Genomic DNA, 22,970 nt, shown 5'->3' on the forward strand with positions numbered 1-22,970 from the left:
GACTAAGAAGCGCCTAACGCCATCCCATGGTCATAAGCAGGCCGATGATGAAGAGTCCGAAGCCGATGCCATAGTTCCATGGTCCGAGTTCGGTCATGAAGGAGATGTCTTGGCCTGCTAGGTAGTTAACGATCAGCCAGAGTAGTCCGGCGAGGATGAGGCCGAACATGATGATTTTGTACCACAGCGGGGTGCCCGTGGAGTTGATTTTCACTGGGGTGCGGTTTGCGGTGGAACCAGCGGTGTAAGCGGTGGAGCTGTGGTTGATCTTTGACTTTGGCATCGTGGGGTGTCCTTGTTGGTTTGTAAGTTTCTAAGAGTTTATCAATCTATCAGGTTAGCGCCAGCCGCCGCACGAGCAGCACTGGTGCCACTGGCAGCACCAGCAGCGGTTAACTGCTAGTGCTGTGCTGGTGGCACGAGTGCCGCAAGGTTGAATTCGTAGAGGCGAATTTCAATGGGTGCATCTTTGCGTAGTGCTGTGCCTGGGGTTGGTAGTTGTGAGGCGATCAGGTTCTGGTCAGTCACAGCTACCGTGGGCACCTTCGCTGCTTGGATGAGCCGGGAGGCGTTGCCGTTCCAGCCTGCGTCGTGCAGGATGCGCACTGCGTCGCCAATTGTTTGGCGGGTGATCTCTGGGACGGTGAACATTGCCCCGTTGGAGATCTGCACGGTGACGCTAGAACCCTTGGGTACTTCGGCGCCTTCGTCTGGTACGGCGACCACGGTTCCGGCTGGTTCGACGGAATCAACGCGGACGACTTCGGGTTTGAAACCTAGGGAGGTCAGGTTGCCTTCGGCTTGGTCCCATTTCATGCCGGTGATCACGGGAACGCGGACTGTTTCTACACCGGTGGAGACAGTAATGGATACCTTGGACCCACGGGATACTTGGGATCCGGCTGCGGGGGAGACTTCGATGATTTCGCCCTTGGGCACGGTGTCGGAGGAGTCTTCACGCACGGTGGGGTCGAGAAGCAGACCTGCGGCTTCGAGGATCTTAACCGCGTCGGCGGTGTTCTTACCGCTGAGGTCGGGAACCTCAGTGATCTCTTTACCGGAGGAGATAGTAAGGCGCACAGTGGAGTTGCGTTGCACGTTGGAACCATCGGTGGGGTTGGTGCGAATAACCTTACCGCGAGGAATATCAGGGTTGGGTTCTTCGATCACATTGACCTGTAACCCTAGCTTTTCCAGCTGGCTCACAGCATCTTGCTGCGTGGAGTTTTGCAGCTTAGGGATGGTCACGGTGGATCGCTGAGAAAACGGTCCGCCACCAAAATAGTCAATGGCAAAGCCGGCACCCACAGCCAAAACGAGTACCGCCAAAATAGCGGCGAGAATCCGCAGACCACGGTTGGATGATCGTGGTGCAGCATGCGCACCACCGGAACCGGCCACCGCAGCCGAACCAGCTACGGCACCGGCAGGAACCACACCAGCACCAGCCTCGGCATGGTCCAACTCAGTCACCTGGGTTACTGGAACCACGGTGGTAGACGCTGGGTCTTGGGTAGCAAAGCTGGTCGGGGTGACATAGTGGCGTGCCGCGTCAGTGACCGCATTGCGCTCAAGGCGTTCAAGATCCGCACACATTTCTTGTGCGGTCTGGTAACGATCACCAGGGTGCTTAGACATAGCAGTAAGCACAACAGCATCGACGTTTATCGCCGCGGTAGGAGAGAGATCAGCGATGTATTCGCTGGGCTTTACAGGGTCTTCTTGTACGTGTTGGTACGCAACAGCGAAGGGGGTTTCACCCTCGAAAGGTGGTTTACCAGTGAGGGTTTCATAAAGCACACAGCCTAGGGCGTAGACATCGGAGCGGGCGTCGGCAAGCTTTCCGCGTGCCTGCTCTGGTGAGAGGTACTGGGCGGTGCCGATCACTGCGGAGGTCTGCGTCATGGCGCTGGTGGCGTCGTCAAGCGCGCGTGCGATACCAAAGTCCATGATTTTGACCGCGCCGGTGTTGGTGATCATCACGTTAGCGGGTTTGATGTCGCGGTGGATAATGCCAGCATCGTGGCTGACCTGCAGCGCATGGCACACAGGGATCAAAGTATGTGCCGCCTGGCTAGGTGTTAGCGGACCATCCTCACGAACAATGTCACGCAGGGTACGGCCGTTGACCAGCTCCATCACAATGTAAGGAGTGTTCAACCCAGCCCGTGGAGTTTCACCGGTGTCGTACACTGCGACGATCGCAGGGTGGTTGAGCTTGCCGGAGTTTTGGGCCTCCCTGCGGAAGCGCTCGCGGAAGTTCACATCCCGTGCCAAGTCGGCACGCAGCATTTTTACCGCGACCTTGCGGCCGAGAAGAACATCGGTGGCCTCATACACCTCAGACATGCCACCAGTACCGATGACGTCGCCAAGGCGATAGCGGTCGGCGAGAACGATATCGGTCACTGGGCACCTCCTTGGTTGAGCTTGTTCAGATTCTCGATCAAAGAATCGAGAGTATCGGGAGCAGGTGATTCGGCAGGCTGATCAGCATCCTGCGTAGGCGCCTGTGGTGCATGTGGCGCTTGAGAGCTGGGGCGACCATTATGCGACGGGCGCACCGAAGGCAACTGGTGATCCGACGATGGGTGCGACTCGTCAGGCGTACGCTTCGTTTCACTCAGAGTTGGCTCCGGGCTCGACGTAGGCAACGGCTCTGGGACCACAGTAGTGATCTGCGGTGTGGGAGTCTCCGTCACGGTAGCCGTCACAGGTGGCGGCGGAACCGAGGACTCCGAGCTTTGCGGCGTCTTATCAAAAAGATCATCAAACATGCCCTGACTTGCAGCCCACGCAGCAGTACCCAACAACAATGCGGCCAACGCGCCGACCACAATGCCGGCACCCCAACCACTAGATTGCTTCTCCGGCTCCTGGCGTGGCGTGCCAGCAGGAATCACCGTCGATGCCGGATACGCAGCAGCAGCGGGAGCAGCAGTGGGAGCGGCAAGTACCTGGCCGGTAGCCGGAATAACCGTCGTCGGTTGCGCAGTAGCACCCAACGCATAGGTGGATTCCGTGGGAGCCGGCTGCGGCGCAATATGCTGCAATGGTGCCGACTTTGGCTGTGGCGGGCGCTGCCCCATACGGGTAGCAGAAACCGCCAATGCCAGCTCGTTGCCATCGGCATAACGGTGTGCCGGATCCTTGCGCAGCGCAATGCCGATCAGCTCACGCGCCGGGGCGGACACACTAGTGGGCATAGCCGGTGGGGCTTGGTTGATGTGGGCGATAGCCACGGAAACCGAGGAGTCGCCGGTGAAGGGGCGCTGACCCACCAGCATCTCGTATCCCACAACGCCGAGGGAGTAGACGTCGGTAGCTGCGGTAACATCGCGGCCCTGTGCCTGCTCTGGGGAGACATACTGGGCGGTGCCCACCACCATGCCCGTTCGCGTCAGTGGTACTGCTGCGGCTGCTTTGGCGATACCGAAGTCAGTAATTTTTACCTGGCCGTTTTGTGTGATCAAAAGGTTGCCAGGTTTGATGTCGCGGTGGACCATGCCCATGCGATGGATGATGGATAGCCCGTGGGCTGCCTGCTCGAGAACGTCGAGAGCAAGGTCTTCTTCGAGGCGACCTTTGCGTGCCAGCATGTCGGCGAGGGATTCGCCGCGGACGTATTCCATCACGATGAAGCACAGGGTGCGGCCCATGTCGTCGGTGACTTCGCGGTAGTCGTAAGTGCGCACCACGTTGTCGGAGTCGATGTGCTCGCTGGCGAGTGCCTCGTTGCGGAAGCGTGAGAGGAATTCTTCGTTGTCGGAGAATTCTGGGCGCAACACCTTGATGGCCACTTCGCGCTGGTTGCGGAGGTCGTCGGCAAGCCAAACCGTGGACATTCCACCGTTACCCACCACCCATTGCAGTGCGTAGTCGGAACCGACGAGCGCCTGCAGTGCCGGATCAGGTGACTGTGATTGTGTCATGATGTCTCCCCTCTATCCTCGTGCTGCTAGGGCTGCTTGTGCTGCTGCGATGACGGCGCGGCCAATGGGTGCGGCCACGGAACCACCGGTGGCTGCTTGGCCGGCATCGCCACCGTTTTTCACCACCACGGCCACGGCAACGTCGGCATTGGCGGAAGGACCGAACGCGATGTACCAGGCGTGCGGGTTGGAATTACGGGAATCCTCACCGTGCTCGGCGGTACCGGTCTTGGAGGCAATGTCGGCACCGGTGTAGCCAGCCGTGTGACGTTCCGATAGTCGCATTAGGTCCGTCAACGTGGCGGCTACCTCGGGGGTGACGGCTTCATTGATCTGGTGCGGCTTAGTCTCCTTAATCACCTTGAGGTCTTGACCGACGATCCGGCTCACAAGGTGTGGCTCCATGCGCTTGCCACCATTGGCCACGGTGGCGGCCACGACAGCGTTGTGGAGCACAGACATGGCAACGTCGCGCTGGCCGATCGACGACTGCCCGCGTGCCGACGGATCCGACACGTCACCGATGGTGCCAGGGGCCATGTCGACGCCAAGATCGTAGCGATCATTCACGCCGAAAGCATGGGCGGCCTCATCGAACTTTTCTTGGCCAACATCAATACCCATCTGCACGAATGCGGTGTTGCACGAGTACTGGAATGCGGTAGCCAAGGTGACATTTTGGGAACCGGCACAGGTTTGTCCCGCATAGTTTTCCAAGGTGGTGATGCCGTCGGGAAGCGTAATGCGGTCTTGTCCCGTGAGCATCGAGCCCGGACCGTAACCAGCGTTAAGGCCAGCCGCTGTGGTAATCACCTTGAAGGTAGAACCTGGTGGCAGCGTCTCTTGGGTGGCGTGGTTGAGCAGCGGGTTGCCGGGGTTGGCGTTCAACGCAGCCCATGTTTGCTCAGCGGTATCGGGGTTAACGATCGCCGAGGGGTCGTAGCTAGGGGTTGATGCCATAGCAAGGATTTCGCCTGTCGACGGCTTGATCGCCACAACTGCGCCCTCATAGCCAGCATTGGCCATCTGGTTGTATGCCACCTCTTGCACCTGTGGCAGCAATGTGAGCTCAACGTTGACTCCGCTGTGTTTGCGGCCCAAAAGCTCATCTGTCCAGCGGCGCACCGAAACGGAAGAATCCGTGCCGCTGAGCACACCGTTGAGGTTGGACTCCATGCCCGAAGCCCCATAAATGTCAGAAAGGTAGCCTTCGATCGGACCGTAGATCGCAGGGTTGGTCACGTAACGACGCTGGTAGAAACCCTCCTCATCCTGGTAGGACTCGGCTAGTACCTGCCCGCCAGTGGAGATCTGGCCGCGGGCCTGCGACTTCAACTCAATAAAGCCGCGTCGATTAAGCGCATTATGCGCGTATTTTTCCTGACTAAAACCCTGAATGATCGTCAAGTTGACCAACAAAATCAGGATCAGCAGCAGCGCGAACACGCTGGTGAATCGGATAGATCGGTTCATCGGTGGGCCTCCTGACCTCGTGCCGCCTGCTCGTCCATAGACACCACGTCGTTGGCGGCAGCTTGTGTGGAGTGGGAGATCCTAAGGATCAGTCCGAGAAGAATGTAGTTAGCCATCAAACTAGACCCGCCTTGAGACATAAACGGCGTGGTCAGACCCGTCATCGGCATGAGGGCGGTAATTCCAGCGGTGACCACAAAGACCTGGATGGCCAAGGTCAGCGAGAGGCCAGCAGCCATGAGCTTGCCGTAGGAATCACGTGCCCGCAGCGCAGTGCGCAGACCGCGGGTGATAAAGATGGCAAAGAGAACCAGCACGGCAGCAAGTCCAATAAAGCCGAGTTCCTCGCCAACGGCGGCGAGGATGAAATCGGACTCAGCAACTGGGATCAGCTCTGGGTGGCCTAAACCAAGCCCAGCGCCGGCCACTCCACCAGAAGACAGCCCGAAGAGTGACTGCGAGAGCTGGTAGCCCGTGCCGTTGAAGTTATCCAGTGGGTTAATAAAGTTGGTTACGCGCGACTGGATCTTGCTGGAGATCTGGTACAGCGCGGTACCACCAACGGCCACAAGTGCTGCACCAATGATCAGCCACGATACGCGGTTGGTGGCTAGGTACAGCATACCGAGCACGGTGCTAAACAGCAGCAGTGCGGGGCCGAAGTCGTTCTCGCCGGCCATGACCAAAATGGCGAAGGCCCACACACCGAGGATGGGGCCTAGGTCGCGGAGGCGCGGGAACTCGAGCCCGAGGAATCGGTAGCCGGCCACGTTAAATAGGGCGCGTTTGTTGACCAAAAGCTGCGCGAAGAAAATCAGCAGCAAGATCTTGGAAAACTCACCTGGCTGTACGGAGAACGGTCCGATGGAGATCCAAATGTTGGCGTCGGCATTCATCTTGGTAGGCCACACCATGGGCAGTGCGAGCAAGATCAGACCAAGCAAGCCCAGCACATAGGAGTAGCGCGACAACATCCGGTGGTCGCGAATAAACACCAAGACGGCGATCATGAGGAGGATACCCACAAGGGTCCAGATCACCTGGCGGCTAGCAAGGGCGGTGTCACGTGCGAGGTCGATGCGGTACACCATGACCAGCCCTAGCCCGTTGAGCACGCTGGCTACCGGCAGCATGACTTGGTCGGCATGCGGGGCGGTAAAACATAGCGCGAGGTGGGCGATGGTGAACACGCCGATGAAGCCGCCGATCACCCAGAGTGTTTCGGAGGTGACCGACAGCCCTTGGGCCATGTTGAGGTTAATTAGGGTGACTGCGATGAGCAGGGTTGCCATCACGAGTAGCCCGAATTCCACGGGGCGTGCGGTAATGCGTCGTAGGAAGGTCATTTATTTGACCTCCCTGCAGGTTTCGCCAGGTGTGGAGAGATCATCGGGGGAGCCGGTACTGCTTGGCGACGCCGCCTTTGTAGTCGTAGCGGCTGCACTCGACGGCGCCGCTGGCTTCTTTTTATCCTTATCCTTTGGCTGCGCAGCCTGACGAGTAATACATGCTGGCAGGGTTTGTTCTGCCAAGCGCTGCAGCTGCTGCTGCACTTCGTCGTAGCTGCCGTCGGGAAGCGTGGACACCTGTCCGCGTGCCGACTCCTTCAGATCGCTCAACCGGAACCGATGGCAAGATTTTTCTGCGTCGGCAGAATCCACAAACGTGAGATCCCCCTCGGGGCTCAAACAAGCGAACTGGTACGTGCTGTGCAAGGATTTGCCCAGCAAGGAGACGTCGATACCGTTTTCGATGACCAACGTGCCCTGCGCAGAATCCGAATCCGCGGTGGTGACATAGTAGTTGTTCTTCACCATCGAAGAACCCCACCAACCAGCACTGATCAGCACAGCCAATACCACCAGCGCACTAATCACGCCCACCATGCGATGTCGTGGGCTCGGCGTAGCCTCCTTGACAGGCTCCGGATCCGGAAGGATCACCTGGGGCTGACGCTGTGCAATCGCCATCGCCGCCCGTCCCGCCGCCGTATCTGGGCGGGGATCCTCCGGCATACCCGAATTAAGAGCACCCACCGTCAGCGGTGTAACCGGCAACGATGCGGCAGCAGCGGACTTATCCGAGCCATCTGCCTCTACAACATCTGCCACCACAACCGTGACGTTATCGGGGCCACCCGAACGAAGTGCCAAATCAACCAACCGGCGAGCAGCCTCTTGGGGCGTGCCCTGCTGCAGAGTCGTCTCAATCGTCGAATGCGTGACCGGATCAGACAATCCATCCGAGCACAACAAGAAACGATCGCCAGGGCGAATATCAATCATCTTCAACGTGGGCTCAACTGGGCGACCAGTATAAGCCTTCAAAATCATTGAGCGCTGCGGGTGCGTGGACACATCCTCAGGGGCCAGCTGCCCCTTATCCACGAGGGACTGCACATAGGTGTCATCCACCGTGATCTGTTCCAACGCGCCATCGCGGAGACGATAACCACGGGAATCACCCACATGGCACATCGCCAAATCGGCACCGTTAAACATCAGCGCCGTTAGCGTGGTGCCCATGCCGTCGGTTTCCGGAACATCGCGGACACCTTGAGCGATGGCACGGTTGGCGTCGTCAGCTACCGATGCCAACAACGCCAACATGTCGTTGTCGTCGACGTCGGCGTCGAGACGCATCAAATGATTAATCATCAACTGCGAAGCAACCTCGCCAGCCGCATGACCACCCATGCCGTCGGCAAGCGCAATGAGGTGAGGACCCGCATACGCCGAGTCCTCATTATTGCCTCGCACCAGCCCCCGATCGGAAGCCGCTGCATAATTCAACCTCAGCATCAAGCAACCAACCTCACCGTTGTACGACCAATCTTAATGTCACTACCAGCAGAAACCTTCTCCGGCTGATCAATGCGATAACCGCCCACATACGTGCCATTGCGAGAATCCAAATCCTCCGCAAACCACTCGCTACCACGCTTAATCAAACGAGCGTGACGAGCCGACGCATAATCATCGCCCACCACAAAATCGCAATCCTTCGAACGGCCCAACGTAATCTCCGTCAAAGAATCCAACTGCATAGACGAACCCGTCAACGGGCCCTCAACCACAACAATCTGCTGAGGTGCGCCACCACGACGAGACACCTTCTTCAACGGACTCGACGCCGACGACACCCCAAGTCCCGTCACAGCCTGCGGCGCGACCGTCGTTTGAGCAGCCGACTTAGCATCCTTGCGCTGAATATAAAGAGCAAGAAGAATCAAGAGCCACAACAAAACCAACAAGGCAATGCGCAGCAAAAAAACAATGACGGATTCCACGAGGTGGGGCTCCTTAATTCGGCTCTACGATACGAACTTCAATATGAGAATGACCAACAGTAATCACGTCGCCATCCTCCAACAACCAGTTCTCCACAGGAGTGTCATTCACCGTCGTGCCATTCGTTGACTTCAAATCAGTCAAAATGGCATCGCGGCCATTCCACGTAATCTCCGCATGCTGACGCGACACACCCGTATCCGGCAGCCGGAAATGGGCCTCATTAGAACGCCCGATAATATTCGAGCCCTCTTCCACCAGATACGTCCGCGACGAACCATCCTGCAACAACAAGCTCACCGTCGGAGTTGCCTTCGGCTCCGGAACCGGAACCTCCGTATAAATAGCATCCGGCGCCTGCGCCGTCATGTACTCCGTCCGAGGATCAGCATCATAAGAATTCATGCCGGACTCGCTTTCATAGTTGCTTTCATCATTGGTAGGCGCTGCAGTCACCACATCATCTTCAACCCCAATAAAGTGGCTGTACTCCTGCGGGGCAGGATCAAAAGCTGACGACGCATGCAGCTGGCCAGTGCGAAGACCCGAATCCGCGGCGATCGTGACCACCACCGGACCCTCAGTAGACCAGCCCTGATTACGCGTATAACGCGACAAACGATCCGCAAAATCATCAGCCAACGACGGATACCGCTGGGCCAAATTCTGCGCATCCTTTCGGCTCACACGCACACGGAACACATTCGGAGACTCCACACCGCCCTCATAAGCGCGCACGATATTATCCTGCACCTCTTGCTTAAGCAGTTCCTCAATCTCCGCCGGAACGAGCTTGCCACCGAAAACGAAAGCGAAACTATTATCCAAGCCACGCTGCATAGCACTATCGAGCTTGGCTACCTTGCCCATGATCGACAAAGAACTTCGCCTCCTTAAACTTTCTCGGTTAAACATAGTGACAACACGATGGCACTAAGTATAGGTGTCCAACGGCCATGTCCCTAGCTGTGCGCATTGACGCACCGGCATGAAGTAGGGTCCTGGCCCATGTAGAAACAGTGCTTGACGTTGACATTTGCACGGAAAACTTAATGGTGTGATATAGTAGCGCAGTCGCAAAAAATTTGCTTCACCACCTGCCCAGGTGGCGGAATTGGCAGACGCGCTGGCTTCAGGTGCCAGTGTTCGCAAGGACGTGGGGGTTCAAGTCCCCCCCTGGGCACAAAGAGCAGTTCACGAACTGCAATGGCCGGAGGTCACAAACTCGAAAGAGGGAGTGTCCTCCGGTTTCTTTTGTGGGTTAAGGGCGGATTCTAGGCGTCGTTGCACCACTGGTTTTGGTTTCTAGGTAATGCTACCTGCTTGCCGAAGGGTTTCGGCCATGGCTTTGGCATCTCTAGAGAAGTCCATCTTCCGTGCAATGTGAACTAGTTAGTGCGCATGAGCCAGGCTTTTAGTTCTTTTTCTGCGCGCTCACAACCACCTGGGTAGTTTTTGTTTAGCTCTTCAGCTACAGAATCGAAAACTTTTTTAGCGAGAGCTTCGGCGTGGTCAGGCTGAAGCTGCCCTTTTAACTCGTTTAAGGGGACGGAGAGGGAGGCATAAGGGCTAGGTCGAAAAGAATAAGACCGCATGTCATCAGCGTATATTCGGATGGTTGTCCCCAAAATCTGAGATTCAAGAATAACGTTTCCGAATACTAAGGACGATAGTTTTTTCTCTTTCATATTGGGCAGTCTACGGAAATAAAGCAGTACTAGCTGCTGGCCCTAGACGATGGACTGGATAGATCGTTCTGTGGCGTTGAACAACGCAAATGCGAGTCATGTACCCGAAGTACGTACATGCCCCGTAGGGTGTGTGGTGACATTAGCCGCGGTGGTGCCAGTGACTGTCTTTGTTCTTCGCTTTCTGATGAAAGCTATGAAAGCAATGGATATTATGATCGAGAACAACAAGTGGGACGATGCATCGTCTGATGGAAAGTGATGTGTTATTAAATCCGTGTTGACGCGTCACCGTGAGTAGTTCGTGCCAAATTAAACCATTTCTTATGTCTCCGACCTGCGGAAATGCTGCGCGGCCCAAAAAGTTTTGGCACGAACTACTCGCTGAAACTACTTTCCGAGGTATTTATTCTTCGGGATTGCGGTTAAATGTTAGTGCATAGCCCACTGCTGGTAGGGATGACGCGAATATGTATGTGTAAATCATGTATAAACCAGCGAATATAGCGAGAAGGTTTGGGCTAAGAGGGGAATCGGTGGCTATAAAGCTAGCGCTGGCAATGATGGCCGCGAGACCTCCGATAAAAAGTAGGCTAAGTGCGGTGCTGAGGGAGCGCTGACGCCATTGATTAATCACAGCTTTTTCGTAGTCGTCAAGGCGGTCTTCGGGTGCCATATCTTTGAGATCGATGGTCGATCGCAGGACCGTCCAGCATGTCATTGCGATAAACATGCATGCGATAAAAATCCAGATGAAGTGAATCCATGCAAACATGAGGAGCTCAAAGATTAAGGCTAGGGTCAAGCTAGTGAAATACCCTGTGATTAAAAGGCGGGTAGATCGGGGGTTGCGCCATCGGGAGTGGGGATTGCCGTTGCTGATGGCGAAATCGTAGAAGCGTTCTTTGATTTGAGAAGTCATCGGGTCATGCTCCTTGAGTGAGATTTGCAGCGGTGAGAGGGGCGAAAGGTGTGCGTGAGAATATCGCCTCAATAGGTAAGTTGAATATGTCGCAAATGCGAAGGGAAAGATCGAGACTGGGGGAGTGATCTCCTCGTTCTAGTGCACCAATGGTTTGTGGGTTGACGTCTACAAGCTCCGCGAGTTGTGCGCGAGACATATCTCGTTCGGTGCGCAGTACGCGGATGCGGTTGTAGATAGTCCGTTCAAGCTTTTTCTTTGGGGACATGCAATATAGTGTTGTATAAACATAATAAATTGTCAACGGTTACAACGATTTATATGTCTATGCTCCCGTTTATCTGGACCTGTGTTTCGCCACCTACCCAGATGCCTGAGGCATCATCAAGGATGGTGATTTTTCCAGCTGCGCCCACAAACTTTCCTTGGGATGCTTCGTATTCGTTGTCCACCTTGTTTTGTTTGCGTAGCCATTGAGCGATGGCGGCATTCAATGAACCTGTGACTGGATCCTCTCCAGTACCTACAAATGCGCGTACATGGACGTGAGTGCGGTCGGCTATCGCAATGACCCCAAGACGCTTTCCTATGGAAAGTGCCGTCGGGGTAAGGGTGGGAAGAAGGTCTATATCGGCTAGTTGAATAAGTTGCCAACGTGGACCGTTTACTCCCCAGACGGCAGTGGCGATGTTATGAACAGAAATTCCTAGAGATTCGGCGACTTCTTGGATCTCGCTGGTAGTCAGAGGGGCGTTGAATGTGAGGGGTGGTGCTGAAAAAGAAAAGGTCGAGTTATCATTTCGGATTGTTATGAGGCCAGCGGCGCATTCTTGTACGAGAACATCATGTCTTTGTGGTTTCCACCAAATTCAAGTCAAGCACGTGCAGAACCTAATGTTGGGTGGCCGGCGAGCGGCAGTTCTTCGGTACGAGTGAAGATACGTACACGGTAATCTGCATCGGTTGTTGTCGGAGCTGATAAGAAAGTAGTTTCGGAGAGATTTAGCCACCGTGCAATATTCTGCATCTGGGTAGTGGACAGATTATCTGCGTTACCGACGACGACAAGTGGATTACCTGTGAAAGAACCAGTGGAAAATACGTCTACTTGGATAAAAGGGAGTTTTATGTGTCCCATTTTGCCTAAATGACGCGTCACCGTGAGTAGTTCGTGCCAAATTAAACCATTTCTTATGTTTCCGACCTGCGGAAATGTAAAACGGCCCAAAAAGTTTTGGCACGAACTACTCATTTCGACGCTAAACACCCCTCACCACGGCACCCCAGCGCTACTCGCTGCGATGGGTGCGCAGCGTGCGGGCGCATAACGGATAAAGTGTCGTGCATGCTATTGCTGCGATGCTGAAGGCCACGAACCAGCGAGGGCCGTGTGCGATTTCTGGCCAGGCTGCTGCCGCGAGTAGCCATAGTGGGGTGTCGGCAAGAACATCGCCGCCGAGTGTGGCGGAGATGATTGTCCAGATGACTGCCCAGATGATGGTGGTTGCTGTGCCGAATCTGGTTACTATCAGCAGTGCGATCATGGTGAGCATGCTTCCTACTGGGATGGCTAGTGTGAGTCGTGTCAGTTCGGTGCTTAAGGGGCTGCCGGAGATGAGTCCTGCAAGTGCTGCGATGGCGCTCATGGCACTTACGCATAGTGCGTGGATGCTGAGGAGTGTTGGTGTGCAGTGTGGGTTTTCTATGCGCATGATGTTCCATGCGGGGGCGGTGGTGGACCAGATGAGTGCTGGTAGTATGCCGGCCCCGATGGGGAGTATAGCGAATGTGAATAGGCCGTGGACGTAGCTGGGTGGGTAGATCATGGCAACACACAGTATTAATATTGTGCACAATATGATGCAGCTGCGCACGGCGGGGGTGAGGGCTACGGGTAGGAGTGCGGGGAGTACGTTGCGTGGACGGTCAGCGGGCCTGCGTGTCGACGCCTCCCGCAGGACTGCAGTACTTACGTGTTGATGGGCGCGTCGAAAAGCGATGCAGTATCGAGGCGTGACCACCGCGATGATCGCTCCTGCAACAGCAAGAACTAAGCACAATAGCAGTGCTAGCCATGGTGACTCGTGGCGCAGGACAGCATCGGGTTCGAGGGGGACAGCGTTTTGGTGCACCTGCAACACCGGTAAAACGAGGCGCACCGGCCAGGCGAAGGGAAACGCCCACCACACAGGCCCTTCGACGATAGGGCGGGTAGTCCCAGCCAACTGCCAAACCAAGAACACCACCAGTGTTATCACGATGTTGGTGTTCCTTGCGCAGGCCATAGCAAGCCCGGCCACTCCTATGGCACCGACCCAGCTCAGCACCCCGAGGAGAAGGATCCGGTTGGCGCCCGTGCGGCCGTCGAGAACCGCAAGCAGCCAAGTGCCGCCAAAGTTGAGCACGTGGAACACCGCCACGCAGGCGATCACTGCAACAAAGCGTGCCAGCCGCAGGGACCGCATGCTCAGGCCGCGCCAATGCCGTCCACCCATGCGGGCATGGCGTTCGCGTAGCTCTGCGGATGCCGCAAACATTGCTGTCAGTGGTGCTGCAATACCTGTGGCGTACATGCTTTGCCACATCAGGATTCCGGTAGCGTCGGGATCTTCAGTGGCAACGCGGGCGAGTGTAAAGGTGAGGAAGAGTAAGGGGAGTGCAGTGAGGGTGAGCCAGGCTGTTGACGAGGATCGCGAGGCGATGAACTCGGAGGCGAAGTATCTATTCATGGTGGTCACCAGTTTCTAGCACACCTGGTTGGGTGAGGCGGAAGAATTCCTGCTCGAGCTGGCCTTGGGGTGCGAGTTGATTGAGGGGGCCGCTGTAGCGGATTGTGCCTTCGGCGAGGATGGTGACGGTGTCGGCAAGCTGGGTGACTTCTCCTAGCTGGTGGGAGCTCACGAGCACAGTTTTGCCACTGGCTGCCCACGCCCGCAGTAGTGTGCGCAGGTCGCGGATACCTTGCGGGTCAAGACCATTTTGTGGCTCATCCAAGATGAGGATGTCGGGGTCGCCAAGGATCGCCTGCGCTAGTGCTAATCGAGCCTTCATGCCGGTAGAAAAAGTCCGAGCCTTTTTCGACCCAACATCGGAAAGTCCCACCACGTCGAGCACACGATCAGCCTCGGAATCTGGCAGCCCCAACAACGTGCTGTGCACCCGCACATTGGAACGCGCTGACAAATGCCCATAGAAGGCTGGCCCATTAATAGAGGCACCTACTTGGGAAATGTCGATAGTCACCTCACCGGAATCGGCGGGGATCAAACCAAGCAAAATGGAAAACAACGTGGATTTTCCTGCACCGTTGCGCCCCAACAGGGCGTGGACTTCCCCAGGGCGAATATCGCAGGAAACATTGTTCAAAACATGCTGGCCGTGGAAGCTTTTAGAGACTTCATTGACTCGAATAGTTGTACTCATGGTTGTTGATTGTTATCCAGCAACCACAAGCGCAGATCCTACCGTGGTAGGAGAAGCCCAGCTTTATGTACAAACAACACCAAAGCGACGCGGTCACGGGCATGCACCTTTGCTAGTAGTGCGGTGATATGCGTTTTTACGGTCGTTTCTGCAATCCCAAGGTCAGCACTGATCTCCGCGTTGGTGAGCCCTTGTGCAACGCGCAGTAGTACATCCATTTCGCGCCGGGTGATCAGGCTGAGTCCTTGGCGCTGCTCAGGGCTGAGGTTGCTGCCATAGGCGTGGCGGAATGTGTCAATAACCTGCTTGGTTACTCCGCTGGCTAGAACGGATTCCCCTGAGTGGATCGCCTCGATTGCGGTGAGGAAGATTTCGGGGTCGGCGTCTTTAAGAAGAAATCCGTGCACTCCGGCGGTGAGCGCTTCGCGGACGAGCGTGGGGTCGTCGAAAGTGGTGAGCATGACGATGCGGATGCGAGGGTGCCGGGCGAGGATGGCGCGTGCTGCGGTGATGCCATCCATGACGGGCATGCGGATATCCATGACCACAACATCAACGTTGTGGCTCATGCACGCATTGATGGCTTCGGCGCCGTTGGCGGCTGTGGCCACTACGCGCATGGTGTCGCGGGAGTGGATGATTGTGGAGAACGCTTTGAGGATGGGCGGTTGGTCGTCGGCAAGCACAATGCGAATCATTAATGGTCCTCTTGGTGTATGGGAATGGTGGCACAAACATGAAAATCGGATGCGGTTCCTTGGGCGCTAAAACGACCGCCGAGTGCGGTTGCGCGTTCGTTAAGCCCCAGCAGCCCTGAGCCGGGGCTTGTCGACGCCCCAGTCGGTGCCATTGTCTGGGAATCGACGGTGATCTGCAGCTGTTCGTCTACCTGCACACTGAGCTGCACAGTGCTACCAACACCTTGGTGTTTCACCACATTGGTAAGCGCCTCCGACACAATGCGGACACCAGCAAGCTGTACCAAGGTGGGCACTGGTGGACAATGCTGGGGAAGGCGAGCCGAGATATTCAACCCGGCACGTTCAAAGCTGGCAATGATCTCCGCTAGATCGGCGAGCTGACACAATGGCTGCATTGCACCTGATTGTGCGGGATCGCGAAGTGCCTGCACAATCCCGCGCACCTCTTCAAGGGAAGTGGCGGCTGCGTTACGGATCTCCTCTAGTGCTTCGCGTTGGTCGCCACCATATAGTCCCGCCTGCGCCTGCACCTTGATCAGGGTTAAGGAGTGCGCTAGAACATCATGAAGTTCCCGTGCGATCAGCAGTTTTTCTTCTTCGCGAGCGGTTTGGTATGCAGTCTCACGCGCTTGATCGGCGAGGAAATAGCGCGCACCAACAGCGTAAACGCACCCTAGCAATGCCCAGTGGAACCCGATGGCTAGCACTAACTCCATGCCTTCGCGGTAGTGGAGTAGAAGATGCGAGTCCAGTCGCCACATTGCTGGGGAGACAAATGAACCTGCCAAGGTGAGCAACAGGATTATGCGACCCCAATTTCTCTGGGGAAGATAACGCGCGGGTGCATATACCGCCATGGGTGCTAAGACTGCCCACGGGGTGATTCCCATGTTTTCTGGTAGTGCATGGCACCAGACTGCTGCCCAGGCGCCGAGGAGCGTGACAAATCCGGCGGAGCTGAGTTTGGGGCGGGATCGCCAGTGCCAGATAAAAGGCAGAAATAGGATGGAGATGGCTGCGTGTGCCGTGTTGTGGGCGGAGGGGGTCTGAGTAGCGAAAAATAGATAGCCTGCGGTGACGATAGTCGCGGTTGCTGTCAGGATCTTGTCGCCTAGGCGTGCCATGGTGGCAATGGTAGTGGTGTGGTGAGTAGTTCGTGCCAAATCTTTTTGGGGTGCGCGGCGTTTCCGCAGGTGGGATATATAAGAAAAAATTAAATTTGGCACGAACTACTCACTTTCCGTGATTGCGCTGTTAAAGCACATAATTTCCATTAATGAAAACGTATTGAAAATATTGGTGCAGCGGTGTATTTTCATTTTTAGAGCTTGTTGAAAAACAAATTTTCACATCTAGATAAGGGAGTCTCTACATCATGACCCACGTAGTTCACGAGAACCACACCCACCAGCACGGCCCGAACTGTGGCCATGTGGCAGTTCCTCACGACGACCACGTTGACTATGTTCACGACGGCCACCTGCACCGCGAGCATGACGGCCACTGGGATGAGTGTGAAACCTCCGAGCATCACACCCACGCCGACCATGAGCATCAGCATGGCCCAGGTTGCGGTCACGTGGCAGTTCCTCACGACGACCACGTTGATTACATTCACGATGGCCACCGCCACGCACTGCATGACGGCCACTGGGATGATCACTAAAAATAATTAATTTTTCTACGGATTGCGCTTCCAACAATGGATGGCGTAATCCGTTTTTTATTGCGTCACTTAGACTCTAGAAACCTCAAAATTGGAAAATAACCACCCGGTTGAGGGGCCAGTGCTGGGTCGGCGATTGTTTGAGGTCTATGCACGCGCGGCAGGGCATAAATTGGGGAGGCGAATTAGGAAACGCCTTGTCGTCATAATGAAATCAAAAGCCTGATGGTGCAATTATTGGATGACGATTCTGACGTCACCCGTGGGGTTTTATACAAGCGCGTGCTGCGCTTTTATGATCGCGGTGGCAAGATTACCAACAAGGTAGACCCTCGTCTACGATTTGCTTCTTAAGGAGCAGGCGTAGCGGTGCGGGTGCGTTGAGAGATCAGTTTTTGAGCGCCCCCGAGTAGGGCGTCGAAAAGCAACGCGAGTGCGATCACCAGCACGGAGGCCGCCAACATCTCGATGTAATCCCTCGTTTTGAGACCGTGGAAAATAAATCGGCCCAACCCCACATCTGCGGTATATGCAGCAAGTGTGGCCGTAGCGGTCACCTGCAACACTGCGGTGCGAATGCCACCCACCAGCACGGCTGCAGATAGTGGCAGCTCAATGGAACTGATTACTTGGCGGTGGGTAAAACCCATGGCGTAGGCGGCGTCGATGGTCGCGCGATCTACGGCGGCCACGCCGGAATAAGCACCAGCCAGCAGTGATGGGATCGCCAAAATAATCAGCGCCAGCATCGGTGCCGTAAGTCCAATGCCAAAAGCCAGCCCAAAGATCGTGAGCAAGCCCAAGGTTGGCAGCGCGCGGGCAGCACCGCTGACACCACCAACAAGGCCGGCGCCGCGGCCAGTATGGCCGATCAGAACACCGGCCGGAAGGGCGAGCAGTGCGGCAATGGCGACCGCAGCTAGGCTGATTCCAACGTGTTCTAGAAGGCGGGCAAGAAAGCCTTGCGAGCCCCACCAGTGCGCGGCAGTGGTGAGATAGGAGAGGAGATCACCAAACCAAGTCATGTGGGGTTACCGTGCCTTTCCTAGGCGAGTCCATGGGGTGCAAAGGCGTTGCAGAATGAGGCAAGCGACGTCGAAAAGCACAGCGAGGAGCACAACGGCAACGATGCCCACCACTACCTCGGCGGTGATGTTGCGTTGAAAACCGTCGGTAAACAGGCTGCCTAAGCTGGATACACCAATCAGCGCGCCGATGGTGACAAGCCCGACGGTGGAAACGCACAGCACGCGCAGGCCAGAGATCAACACGGGGATTGCCAGCGGCATGTCTACCTTCCATGCGATTTGGCTCGGGCTCATACCTTGGGCCACCGCGGCGGTGCGGACTTCCTCCGGTACCGAGCGAAACGCGTCGGTGGCGGTGCGCACGATCAAAGCAATGCCGTACACGCACAGCGCAATGATCACATTGATTTGCGAGCGCAGCGGCACAGCCACGATAAAAGGCACGATGACCAGCATGGGAAGCGCTGGGATCGTATAGGCTAACGACGTCACCTGCACCACCGTGTTGCCCACCCGCGGATGGCGTGCGGCAAACAGACCCACAGGAACTGCCACCAGCACGCTGATCACGATGGCGGGAACGCTGAGCAACACGTGTGCTCGCAGTAGATCCAGCACTTCTGGCCAGGCATGCATTAGCCACATGTGGCACCATCGCCTAGGGTTCCAAGCGGCCTGCCGAAGGTGTCAACGACTACGGTGTGGCCGTCGATAAGCTCGGTGTGGAGGCTGCGATTTTCTTGGTCAGAGCCCAAGAAGGATGCGACGAAGTCATTGGCGGGGTGGGCGAAAATATGGGCGGGGGAGCCCTGCTGGGCAATCTTGCCACCCTTTTCTAGCACCACGATGTGGTCGCCTACGCAGAAGGCCTCGTCGATGTCGTGGGTGACCATGACCACCGTTTTATGCAGGCGGGATTGCAAGTCGATGAGTTGTTTTTGCAATGAGCGTCGCACGATGGGATCCACTGCGCCGAAGGGCTCGTCCATGAGCAAGATGTCGGGGTCGGAGGCCAGCGCCCGCGCCACACCGACGCGTTGTTGTTGGCCGCCGGAGAGCTCGCCAGGGTAGCGGTTGGCTAACGACGGCTCCAGGTCGACGTCGGCAAGCGCTTGTTTGGCACGCCGCTCAATTTCAGCTTTGGGCTCCTTGTTGAGCGTGGGAACCAAAGCAATGTTTTGAATCACGGTGCGGTGTGGCAACAGCCCAGCGCTTTGAATCACATAGCCGATGGAACGTCGTAACTGCACCGGATCCGTCTCAGCGACATCCTTACCGCGCACAATCACACGGCCCTCGGTGGGCTCGACCATGCGATTAATCATGCGCAACAGCGTGGTCTTACCGCTTCCCGACGACCCCACCAACACCGTCGTCTTGCCCTTGGGGATAAACAGGCTGAAATCGGCCACGGCTTTTTCACCACGCTTGCCATAGCGCTTACTCACCGACTCAAACTCGATCATGACGCCACGCTACACTACGACCTCGGCAAGTACCTTTCCTCGCGGAGAAGTACTACCAGCCATAGGCTCCTCAGTAATCATCACCTTGTGGGTATCCCCCGGCAACGGCATCCACACATCAGTGTGTTCCTCCGGGCCAATAACACCAGCCGATTCCATCGAACCATCCGTCTTAACCGCCCACACTTGGGCGCCCATGCCGTGCCCAACCGCAGGAGCACCATCAACCATGGCACCACCAGAATTCATCGACTGCGACACCACAATGTCCAATGTGGCACCCATCGCCGACGCATCCGCCTGGCGTACATCAGAGGCAGCCAAAATGCTATCCATCTGAGCATGTGGATCCACAGCCTGCCACGGCTGATACACCGCTGTTACCACACCAGCAAGCAGCACTACCGACGCAGCCATCGACGCAAATACCAGTCCTGGGCGGCGGCGTCGCAACGGCGTAACCGTAGCCAACTGCTTCGGTTCTGGCTGTGATGGCTGCTCCTGTGGGGTAGCTGCGATGGCATCCATAACGCTGAGCTTCAACGCCGGTGGTGGTGTCAGCGGAGCAGGGGAAACATTGAGAGCATCTTCTATATCTCGGGGGAAGTTGTTACTCATCGTGCTGCTCCCGTCGCAGATAAATGGGGGTGAACAATCTGGCGTAGTTTTTTCAAGCCGTCGCGTAGCCGTGTTTTCGCTGTTCCCAACGGAACGCCCGTGGCCTCTGCAATCTCGCTATGAGTAAGACCTTGGAAATACGACAACATAATGGCCGTCCGGTGTGGCTCGCCAATGGAATCGACAAGCGCACGAACCTGCTGCGACTCCAAAGACTCCACCGCCTCCTCCTCAGCGGCACACCATGTGGTGGCGCTATGGAGAAAATCAGTGGTATCGCGCTTTTTCGAAGCAATATCAGAACGAACGCGATCAATAGCCCGCGACCGAGCTAACCGCAAAATCCACGACCGTGCCGAACCACGGGAGGCGTCGAAACTCGGCGCAGTGCGCCACACCTCGACAAAAACCTCCTGGGTTACTTCCTCTGCCTGCGCACGATCATGAATCACCTGAGTGCTCAGGCCTAAAACATAGGGCGCGAGCTGGTCATAAAGCTGCGCGAAAGCCGCTTGGTCACCAGAAGCAACCGCGACGAGTAAATCATCGGGATCCATGACCAATAACTCTACAGCGGTCACACCGCATACAGCGACCAGCGAAAAATCTACTTCTGCATTGCGTCAGACTCGTGGGTCATCTTGTCATGATCCATCTTTCCGTCCATCTTGTCGTGCTCCATCTTGTCCGACTCCATCATCTTGTCGGATTCAGGCGTCATCTTCTCGGAGCTCATCTGGGTGCTTGTCTCGGAAGTCATCTTCTCGGAGGTGCCGTTATCGCCGCAGGCTGCAAGGCCGAATGCGCCGGCTGCGAACATCATGGTCAGGGCTGCTTTGGTGGTCATACGCATGAGTGAATACTCCTTATGTTTCACGATTACTTGCTTACTTGAAGGCTGACACCAGGAGTGCTCCCTGTGTGTCTCATAGGGGTATTCGGAGCTCCGATGGGAAACGGATTGCGGTTGGGTGAAAAAAGTTTTTTCTCATTGTGAGCAATCCATAGCGGTGGGTGGCTCCGTATCAACTGACAGCAACGTTGAAAACCTAACCACCACTGCGATGAGGGAGTACGTAACAGATGTTTGAATTGGCCACAATTGGATTAATCGGTGGCATTGTCACCGGTATATCCCCATGTATCTTGCCGGTTTTGCCGGTGGTTCTCGCCGTGTCGGTGGGCCGCAGACCAACCCATGTGGTTGCTGGCCTAGCGCTCAGCTTTGCCACCATTACGCTGCTGGGCACTGTGATTTTAAGTTCTTTGGGTCTTCCTAAAGATGTATTGCGCTGGACGGGTGTCGGCCTGCTGGTGATCGTCGGTTTGAGCATGATGATCCCTAAGCTGGGTGAGCTGGTCGAGGAACCATTTAGTCGCATTCCGCGCCCAACTTTCTTGCAGCAAAAGGCCCGCGACAAGGGTGGCTTTATGATCGGCCTGGCCCTAGGTGCAGTGTATGTTCCCTGCGCAGGTCCTATTCTGGCTGCTATTACCGTCGCCGGCGCGACGGGTGACATCGGTTGGCCAACGGTTGTGCTCACCGTGGCATTTGCCGTAGGTGCGAGCCTTCCGCTGCTGGTGTTTGCGCTGGCGGGTAACAAGATGGGTGAGAAGATCGACGCGATCCGTAAACACATGAAGCTTGTTGGTGCGGTTATTTTGGCGCTGGCGTTGGCTATGGCGTTGAACATTCCTGAGCGTGTGCAGCGTGCGATCCCCGACTGGACTGCTGGTGTGCAAAAGCAGATTAGTGAAAATGACAAGGTTCGTGGTGCTTTGAGTTCCGGTGGTGGCTCCTTGGCTGCGTGCCGCGACGCCGACCCATCGATGCTGCATGACTGCGGTGAGGCACCGGAGTTTGAGGGCCTGACTGGCTGGTTTAACACGGATAAGCCTGTGTCTACGCACAGCGGCCAGGTAACGCTTGTGGACTTTTGGGCCTACGCGTGCATCAACTGCCAGCGCGCGGGCGAGCACATCACCAAGCTTTACGACGCCTACCGCGACGCAGGCCTGCAAGTCGTAGGCGTACACGCCCCCGAGTATGGCTTTGAGCACGAGCTCGCCAATGTGAAAGATGCTGCCAAACGCGAAGGCATTAACTATCCAGTGGCCCAGGACAACGACTTTGTCACATGGAAAAAGTACAACAACCGCTACTGGCCAGCTCGTTACCTGATTGACGCTCAGGGCAATGTGCGCCACATCCACGAAGGTGAGGGTGCATACAAGGAAACTGAACAACTGGTGCGCGAACTCCTGCGTGAAGCAAACCCCCAAGTATCACTGCCGGAGCCAGTAGAAAAGGGCGTCGAAAAGCACGATGCGCAACTCACTCAGCGTCGCAACCCCGAAACTTACCTTGGCTACGAGCGTGCCCGCTACTTCACCAACAGCAACTACGGCCCAGGTGAGCGCACCCTCGAATTCAACGCACCAAAAGTCGGGCAATACACCCTCAGCGGAACCTGGGAGATTGCATCCGACCACATCAACCCTGTTAAAGACGCTGCACTGTCCGTGAACATTCACGCAGCAACCGTGCAAACAGTTGTCTCCGGCACCGGAACCCTCGAAGTGACCTACCCCGATGGCCACACCAAGGAATTTAAGGTGGCCGACGGCACCGTCAACGTGGTGGAACAAGACGAGCCTCTCGACGGAATCCTCACCGTGAAGCCATCCCAAGGCGTGAGCTTCTACTCGCTAACCTTCGGCTAAGCCGCATATGAAAAACGGCCAGATGAGTTGGGCACAATG

At 56.2% G+C, this 22,970-nt stretch carries 25 protein-coding genes and 1 tRNA gene; 3 read left to right on the top strand and 23 right to left on the bottom strand.

Features of this window, described 5'->3' with window-relative positions:
• Positions 1 to 13: 13 nt before the first annotated feature.
• The 8 genes from crgA to AT687_RS00255 all read right to left on the bottom strand — a co-directional run bounded on the left by crgA (position 14) and on the right by AT687_RS00255 (position 9,574).
• Positions 14 to 283 carry a cell division protein CrgA gene (gene crgA / locus AT687_RS00220; protein WP_003849883.1) on the bottom strand — a complete coding sequence of 90 codons (270 nt, stop codon included), beginning with the start codon at positions 281 to 283 and terminating at the stop codon, positions 14 to 16.
• A gap of 116 nt (positions 284 to 399) precedes the next feature.
• On the bottom strand, positions 400 to 2,409 hold the full coding sequence (pknB, locus tag AT687_RS00225) for a Stk1 family PASTA domain-containing Ser/Thr kinase (RefSeq protein WP_014318433.1): 2,010 nt from the start codon (positions 2,407 to 2,409) through the stop codon (positions 400 to 402).
• Complete coding sequence (locus tag AT687_RS00230) at positions 2,406 to 3,932, bottom strand: serine/threonine-protein kinase (protein ID WP_014318434.1); 1,527 nt, start codon at positions 3,930 to 3,932, stop codon at positions 2,406 to 2,408. The genes pknB and AT687_RS00230 overlap by 4 nt, the downstream gene beginning before the upstream one ends.
• Positions 3,933 to 3,944: 12 nt before the next feature.
• The gene (locus tag AT687_RS00235; RefSeq protein ID WP_014318435.1) at positions 3,945 to 5,405 is read right to left on the bottom strand and encodes a penicillin-binding transpeptidase domain-containing protein; all 1,461 of its coding nucleotides are present in this window, start codon (positions 5,403 to 5,405) and stop codon (positions 3,945 to 3,947) included.
• A complete protein-coding gene (locus AT687_RS00240) occupies positions 5,402 to 6,751 on the bottom strand; it encodes an FtsW/RodA/SpoVE family cell cycle protein (protein WP_014301108.1) in 1,350 nt (449 codons plus the stop codon). The genes AT687_RS00235 and AT687_RS00240 overlap by 4 nt, the downstream gene beginning before the upstream one ends.
• Positions 6,752 to 8,206: a PP2C family protein-serine/threonine phosphatase gene (locus AT687_RS00245; protein ID WP_014318436.1), complete on the bottom strand. Its 1,455-nt coding sequence runs from the start codon at positions 8,204 to 8,206 to the stop codon at positions 6,752 to 6,754.
• Positions 8,206 to 8,694, bottom strand: coding sequence for an FHA domain-containing protein FhaB/FipA (locus AT687_RS00250; protein ID WP_014307737.1), 489 nt, complete (start codon positions 8,692 to 8,694; stop codon positions 8,206 to 8,208). Before AT687_RS00250 ends, AT687_RS00245 begins: the two co-directional genes overlap by 1 nt.
• A 13-nt stretch (positions 8,695 to 8,707) precedes the next feature.
• Complete coding sequence (locus AT687_RS00255; RefSeq protein ID WP_021334744.1) at positions 8,708 to 9,574, bottom strand: DUF3662 and FHA domain-containing protein; 867 nt, start codon at positions 9,572 to 9,574, stop codon at positions 8,708 to 8,710.
• 220 nt (positions 9,575 to 9,794) lie between these two features.
• Between AT687_RS00255 and AT687_RS00260 the strand changes: the two genes are divergently transcribed.
• Positions 9,795 to 9,878, top strand: a tRNA-Leu gene (locus tag AT687_RS00260).
• Between the two features lie 205 nt (positions 9,879 to 10,083).
• On the opposite strand, the gene AT687_RS00265 is transcribed toward AT687_RS00260, so the two are convergent.
• The 9 genes from AT687_RS00265 to AT687_RS00305 all read right to left on the bottom strand — a co-directional run bounded on the left by AT687_RS00265 (position 10,084) and on the right by AT687_RS00305 (position 16,655).
• The gene (locus AT687_RS00265; RefSeq protein WP_013910511.1) at positions 10,084 to 10,383 is read right to left on the bottom strand and encodes a hypothetical protein; all 300 of its coding nucleotides are present in this window, start codon (positions 10,381 to 10,383) and stop codon (positions 10,084 to 10,086) included.
• A gap of 406 nt (positions 10,384 to 10,789) precedes the next feature.
• Positions 10,790 to 11,305 (bottom strand): hypothetical protein, encoded by a 516-nt coding sequence (locus AT687_RS00275; protein ID WP_014318438.1) that lies wholly within the window; start codon positions 11,303 to 11,305, stop codon positions 10,790 to 10,792.
• A gap of 4 nt (positions 11,306 to 11,309) precedes the next feature.
• On the bottom strand, positions 11,310 to 11,573 hold the full coding sequence (locus tag AT687_RS00280; RefSeq protein ID WP_014318439.1) for a helix-turn-helix transcriptional regulator: 264 nt from the start codon (positions 11,571 to 11,573) through the stop codon (positions 11,310 to 11,312).
• 49 nt (positions 11,574 to 11,622) lie between these two features.
• The gene (locus AT687_RS13250) at positions 11,623 to 12,174 is read right to left on the bottom strand and encodes a PhzF family phenazine biosynthesis protein (RefSeq protein WP_080563440.1); all 552 of its coding nucleotides are present in this window, start codon (positions 12,172 to 12,174) and stop codon (positions 11,623 to 11,625) included.
• 5 nt (positions 12,175 to 12,179) lie between these two features.
• Positions 12,180 to 12,464, bottom strand: a complete 285-nt coding sequence (locus AT687_RS13255) for a PhzF family phenazine biosynthesis protein (protein WP_241800088.1) — start codon at positions 12,462 to 12,464, stop codon at positions 12,180 to 12,182.
• A 130-nt stretch (positions 12,465 to 12,594) separates the two neighbouring features.
• Complete coding sequence (locus AT687_RS00290; protein ID WP_014318441.1) at positions 12,595 to 14,034, bottom strand: ABC-2 family transporter permease; 1,440 nt, start codon at positions 14,032 to 14,034, stop codon at positions 12,595 to 12,597.
• Positions 14,027 to 14,728 (bottom strand): ABC transporter ATP-binding protein, encoded by a 702-nt coding sequence (locus AT687_RS00295; RefSeq protein ID WP_014318442.1) that lies wholly within the window; start codon positions 14,726 to 14,728, stop codon positions 14,027 to 14,029. Before AT687_RS00295 ends, AT687_RS00290 begins: the two co-directional genes overlap by 8 nt.
• 38 nt (positions 14,729 to 14,766) lie before the next feature.
• Positions 14,767 to 15,426: a response regulator transcription factor gene (locus AT687_RS00300; RefSeq protein WP_014301148.1), complete on the bottom strand. Its 660-nt coding sequence runs from the start codon at positions 15,424 to 15,426 to the stop codon at positions 14,767 to 14,769.
• On the bottom strand, positions 15,426 to 16,655 hold the full coding sequence (locus AT687_RS00305; protein ID WP_014318443.1) for a sensor histidine kinase: 1,230 nt from the start codon (positions 16,653 to 16,655) through the stop codon (positions 15,426 to 15,428). Before AT687_RS00305 ends, AT687_RS00300 begins: the two co-directional genes overlap by 1 nt.
• Before the next feature lie 149 nt (positions 16,656 to 16,804).
• Between AT687_RS00305 and AT687_RS11620 the strand changes: the two genes are divergently transcribed.
• Positions 16,805 to 17,095: a hypothetical protein gene (locus AT687_RS11620; protein ID WP_071569687.1), complete on the top strand. Its 291-nt coding sequence runs from the start codon at positions 16,805 to 16,807 to the stop codon at positions 17,093 to 17,095.
• Positions 17,096 to 17,445: 350 nt separating this feature from the next.
• On the opposite strand, the gene AT687_RS00315 is transcribed toward AT687_RS11620, so the two are convergent.
• The 6 genes from AT687_RS00315 to AT687_RS00340 are packed head-to-tail and all read right to left on the bottom strand — an operon-like array spanning position 17,446 to position 21,060.
• Positions 17,446 to 18,120, bottom strand: a complete 675-nt coding sequence (locus tag AT687_RS00315) for an ABC transporter permease (RefSeq protein ID WP_014302684.1) — start codon at positions 18,118 to 18,120, stop codon at positions 17,446 to 17,448.
• Positions 18,121 to 18,126: 6 nt separating this feature from the next.
• Positions 18,127 to 18,768, bottom strand: a complete 642-nt coding sequence (locus AT687_RS00320) for an ABC transporter permease (RefSeq protein ID WP_014306251.1) — start codon at positions 18,766 to 18,768, stop codon at positions 18,127 to 18,129.
• Positions 18,759 to 19,589 (bottom strand): ABC transporter ATP-binding protein, encoded by an 831-nt coding sequence (locus AT687_RS00325; RefSeq protein WP_014318445.1) that lies wholly within the window; start codon positions 19,587 to 19,589, stop codon positions 18,759 to 18,761. The genes AT687_RS00320 and AT687_RS00325 overlap by 10 nt, the downstream gene beginning before the upstream one ends.
• 9 nt (positions 19,590 to 19,598) lie before the next feature.
• Positions 19,599 to 20,207, bottom strand: a complete 609-nt coding sequence (locus tag AT687_RS00330) for an anti-sigma factor (protein ID WP_014318446.1) — start codon at positions 20,205 to 20,207, stop codon at positions 19,599 to 19,601.
• Entirely contained in the window at positions 20,204 to 20,764 is a 561-nt protein-coding gene (locus tag AT687_RS00335; protein ID WP_014301156.1) for a sigma-70 family RNA polymerase sigma factor, read from the bottom strand. Before AT687_RS00335 ends, AT687_RS00330 begins: the two co-directional genes overlap by 4 nt.
• A gap of 50 nt (positions 20,765 to 20,814) precedes the next feature.
• Entirely contained in the window at positions 20,815 to 21,060 is a 246-nt protein-coding gene (locus AT687_RS00340; RefSeq protein ID WP_003850035.1) for a hypothetical protein, read from the bottom strand.
• Positions 21,061 to 21,290: 230 nt separating this feature from the next.
• On the opposite strand from AT687_RS00340, the gene AT687_RS00345 reads away from it, so the two are divergent.
• Positions 21,291 to 22,931, top strand: a complete 1,641-nt coding sequence (locus AT687_RS00345) for a cytochrome c biogenesis protein DipZ (protein WP_014318447.1) — start codon at positions 21,291 to 21,293, stop codon at positions 22,929 to 22,931.
• Positions 22,932 to 22,970 lie beyond the last annotated feature (39 nt).

Source organism: Corynebacterium diphtheriae (genome assembly GCF_001457455.1).
Lineage (GTDB): Bacteria > Actinomycetota > Actinomycetes > Mycobacteriales > Mycobacteriaceae > Corynebacterium > Corynebacterium diphtheriae.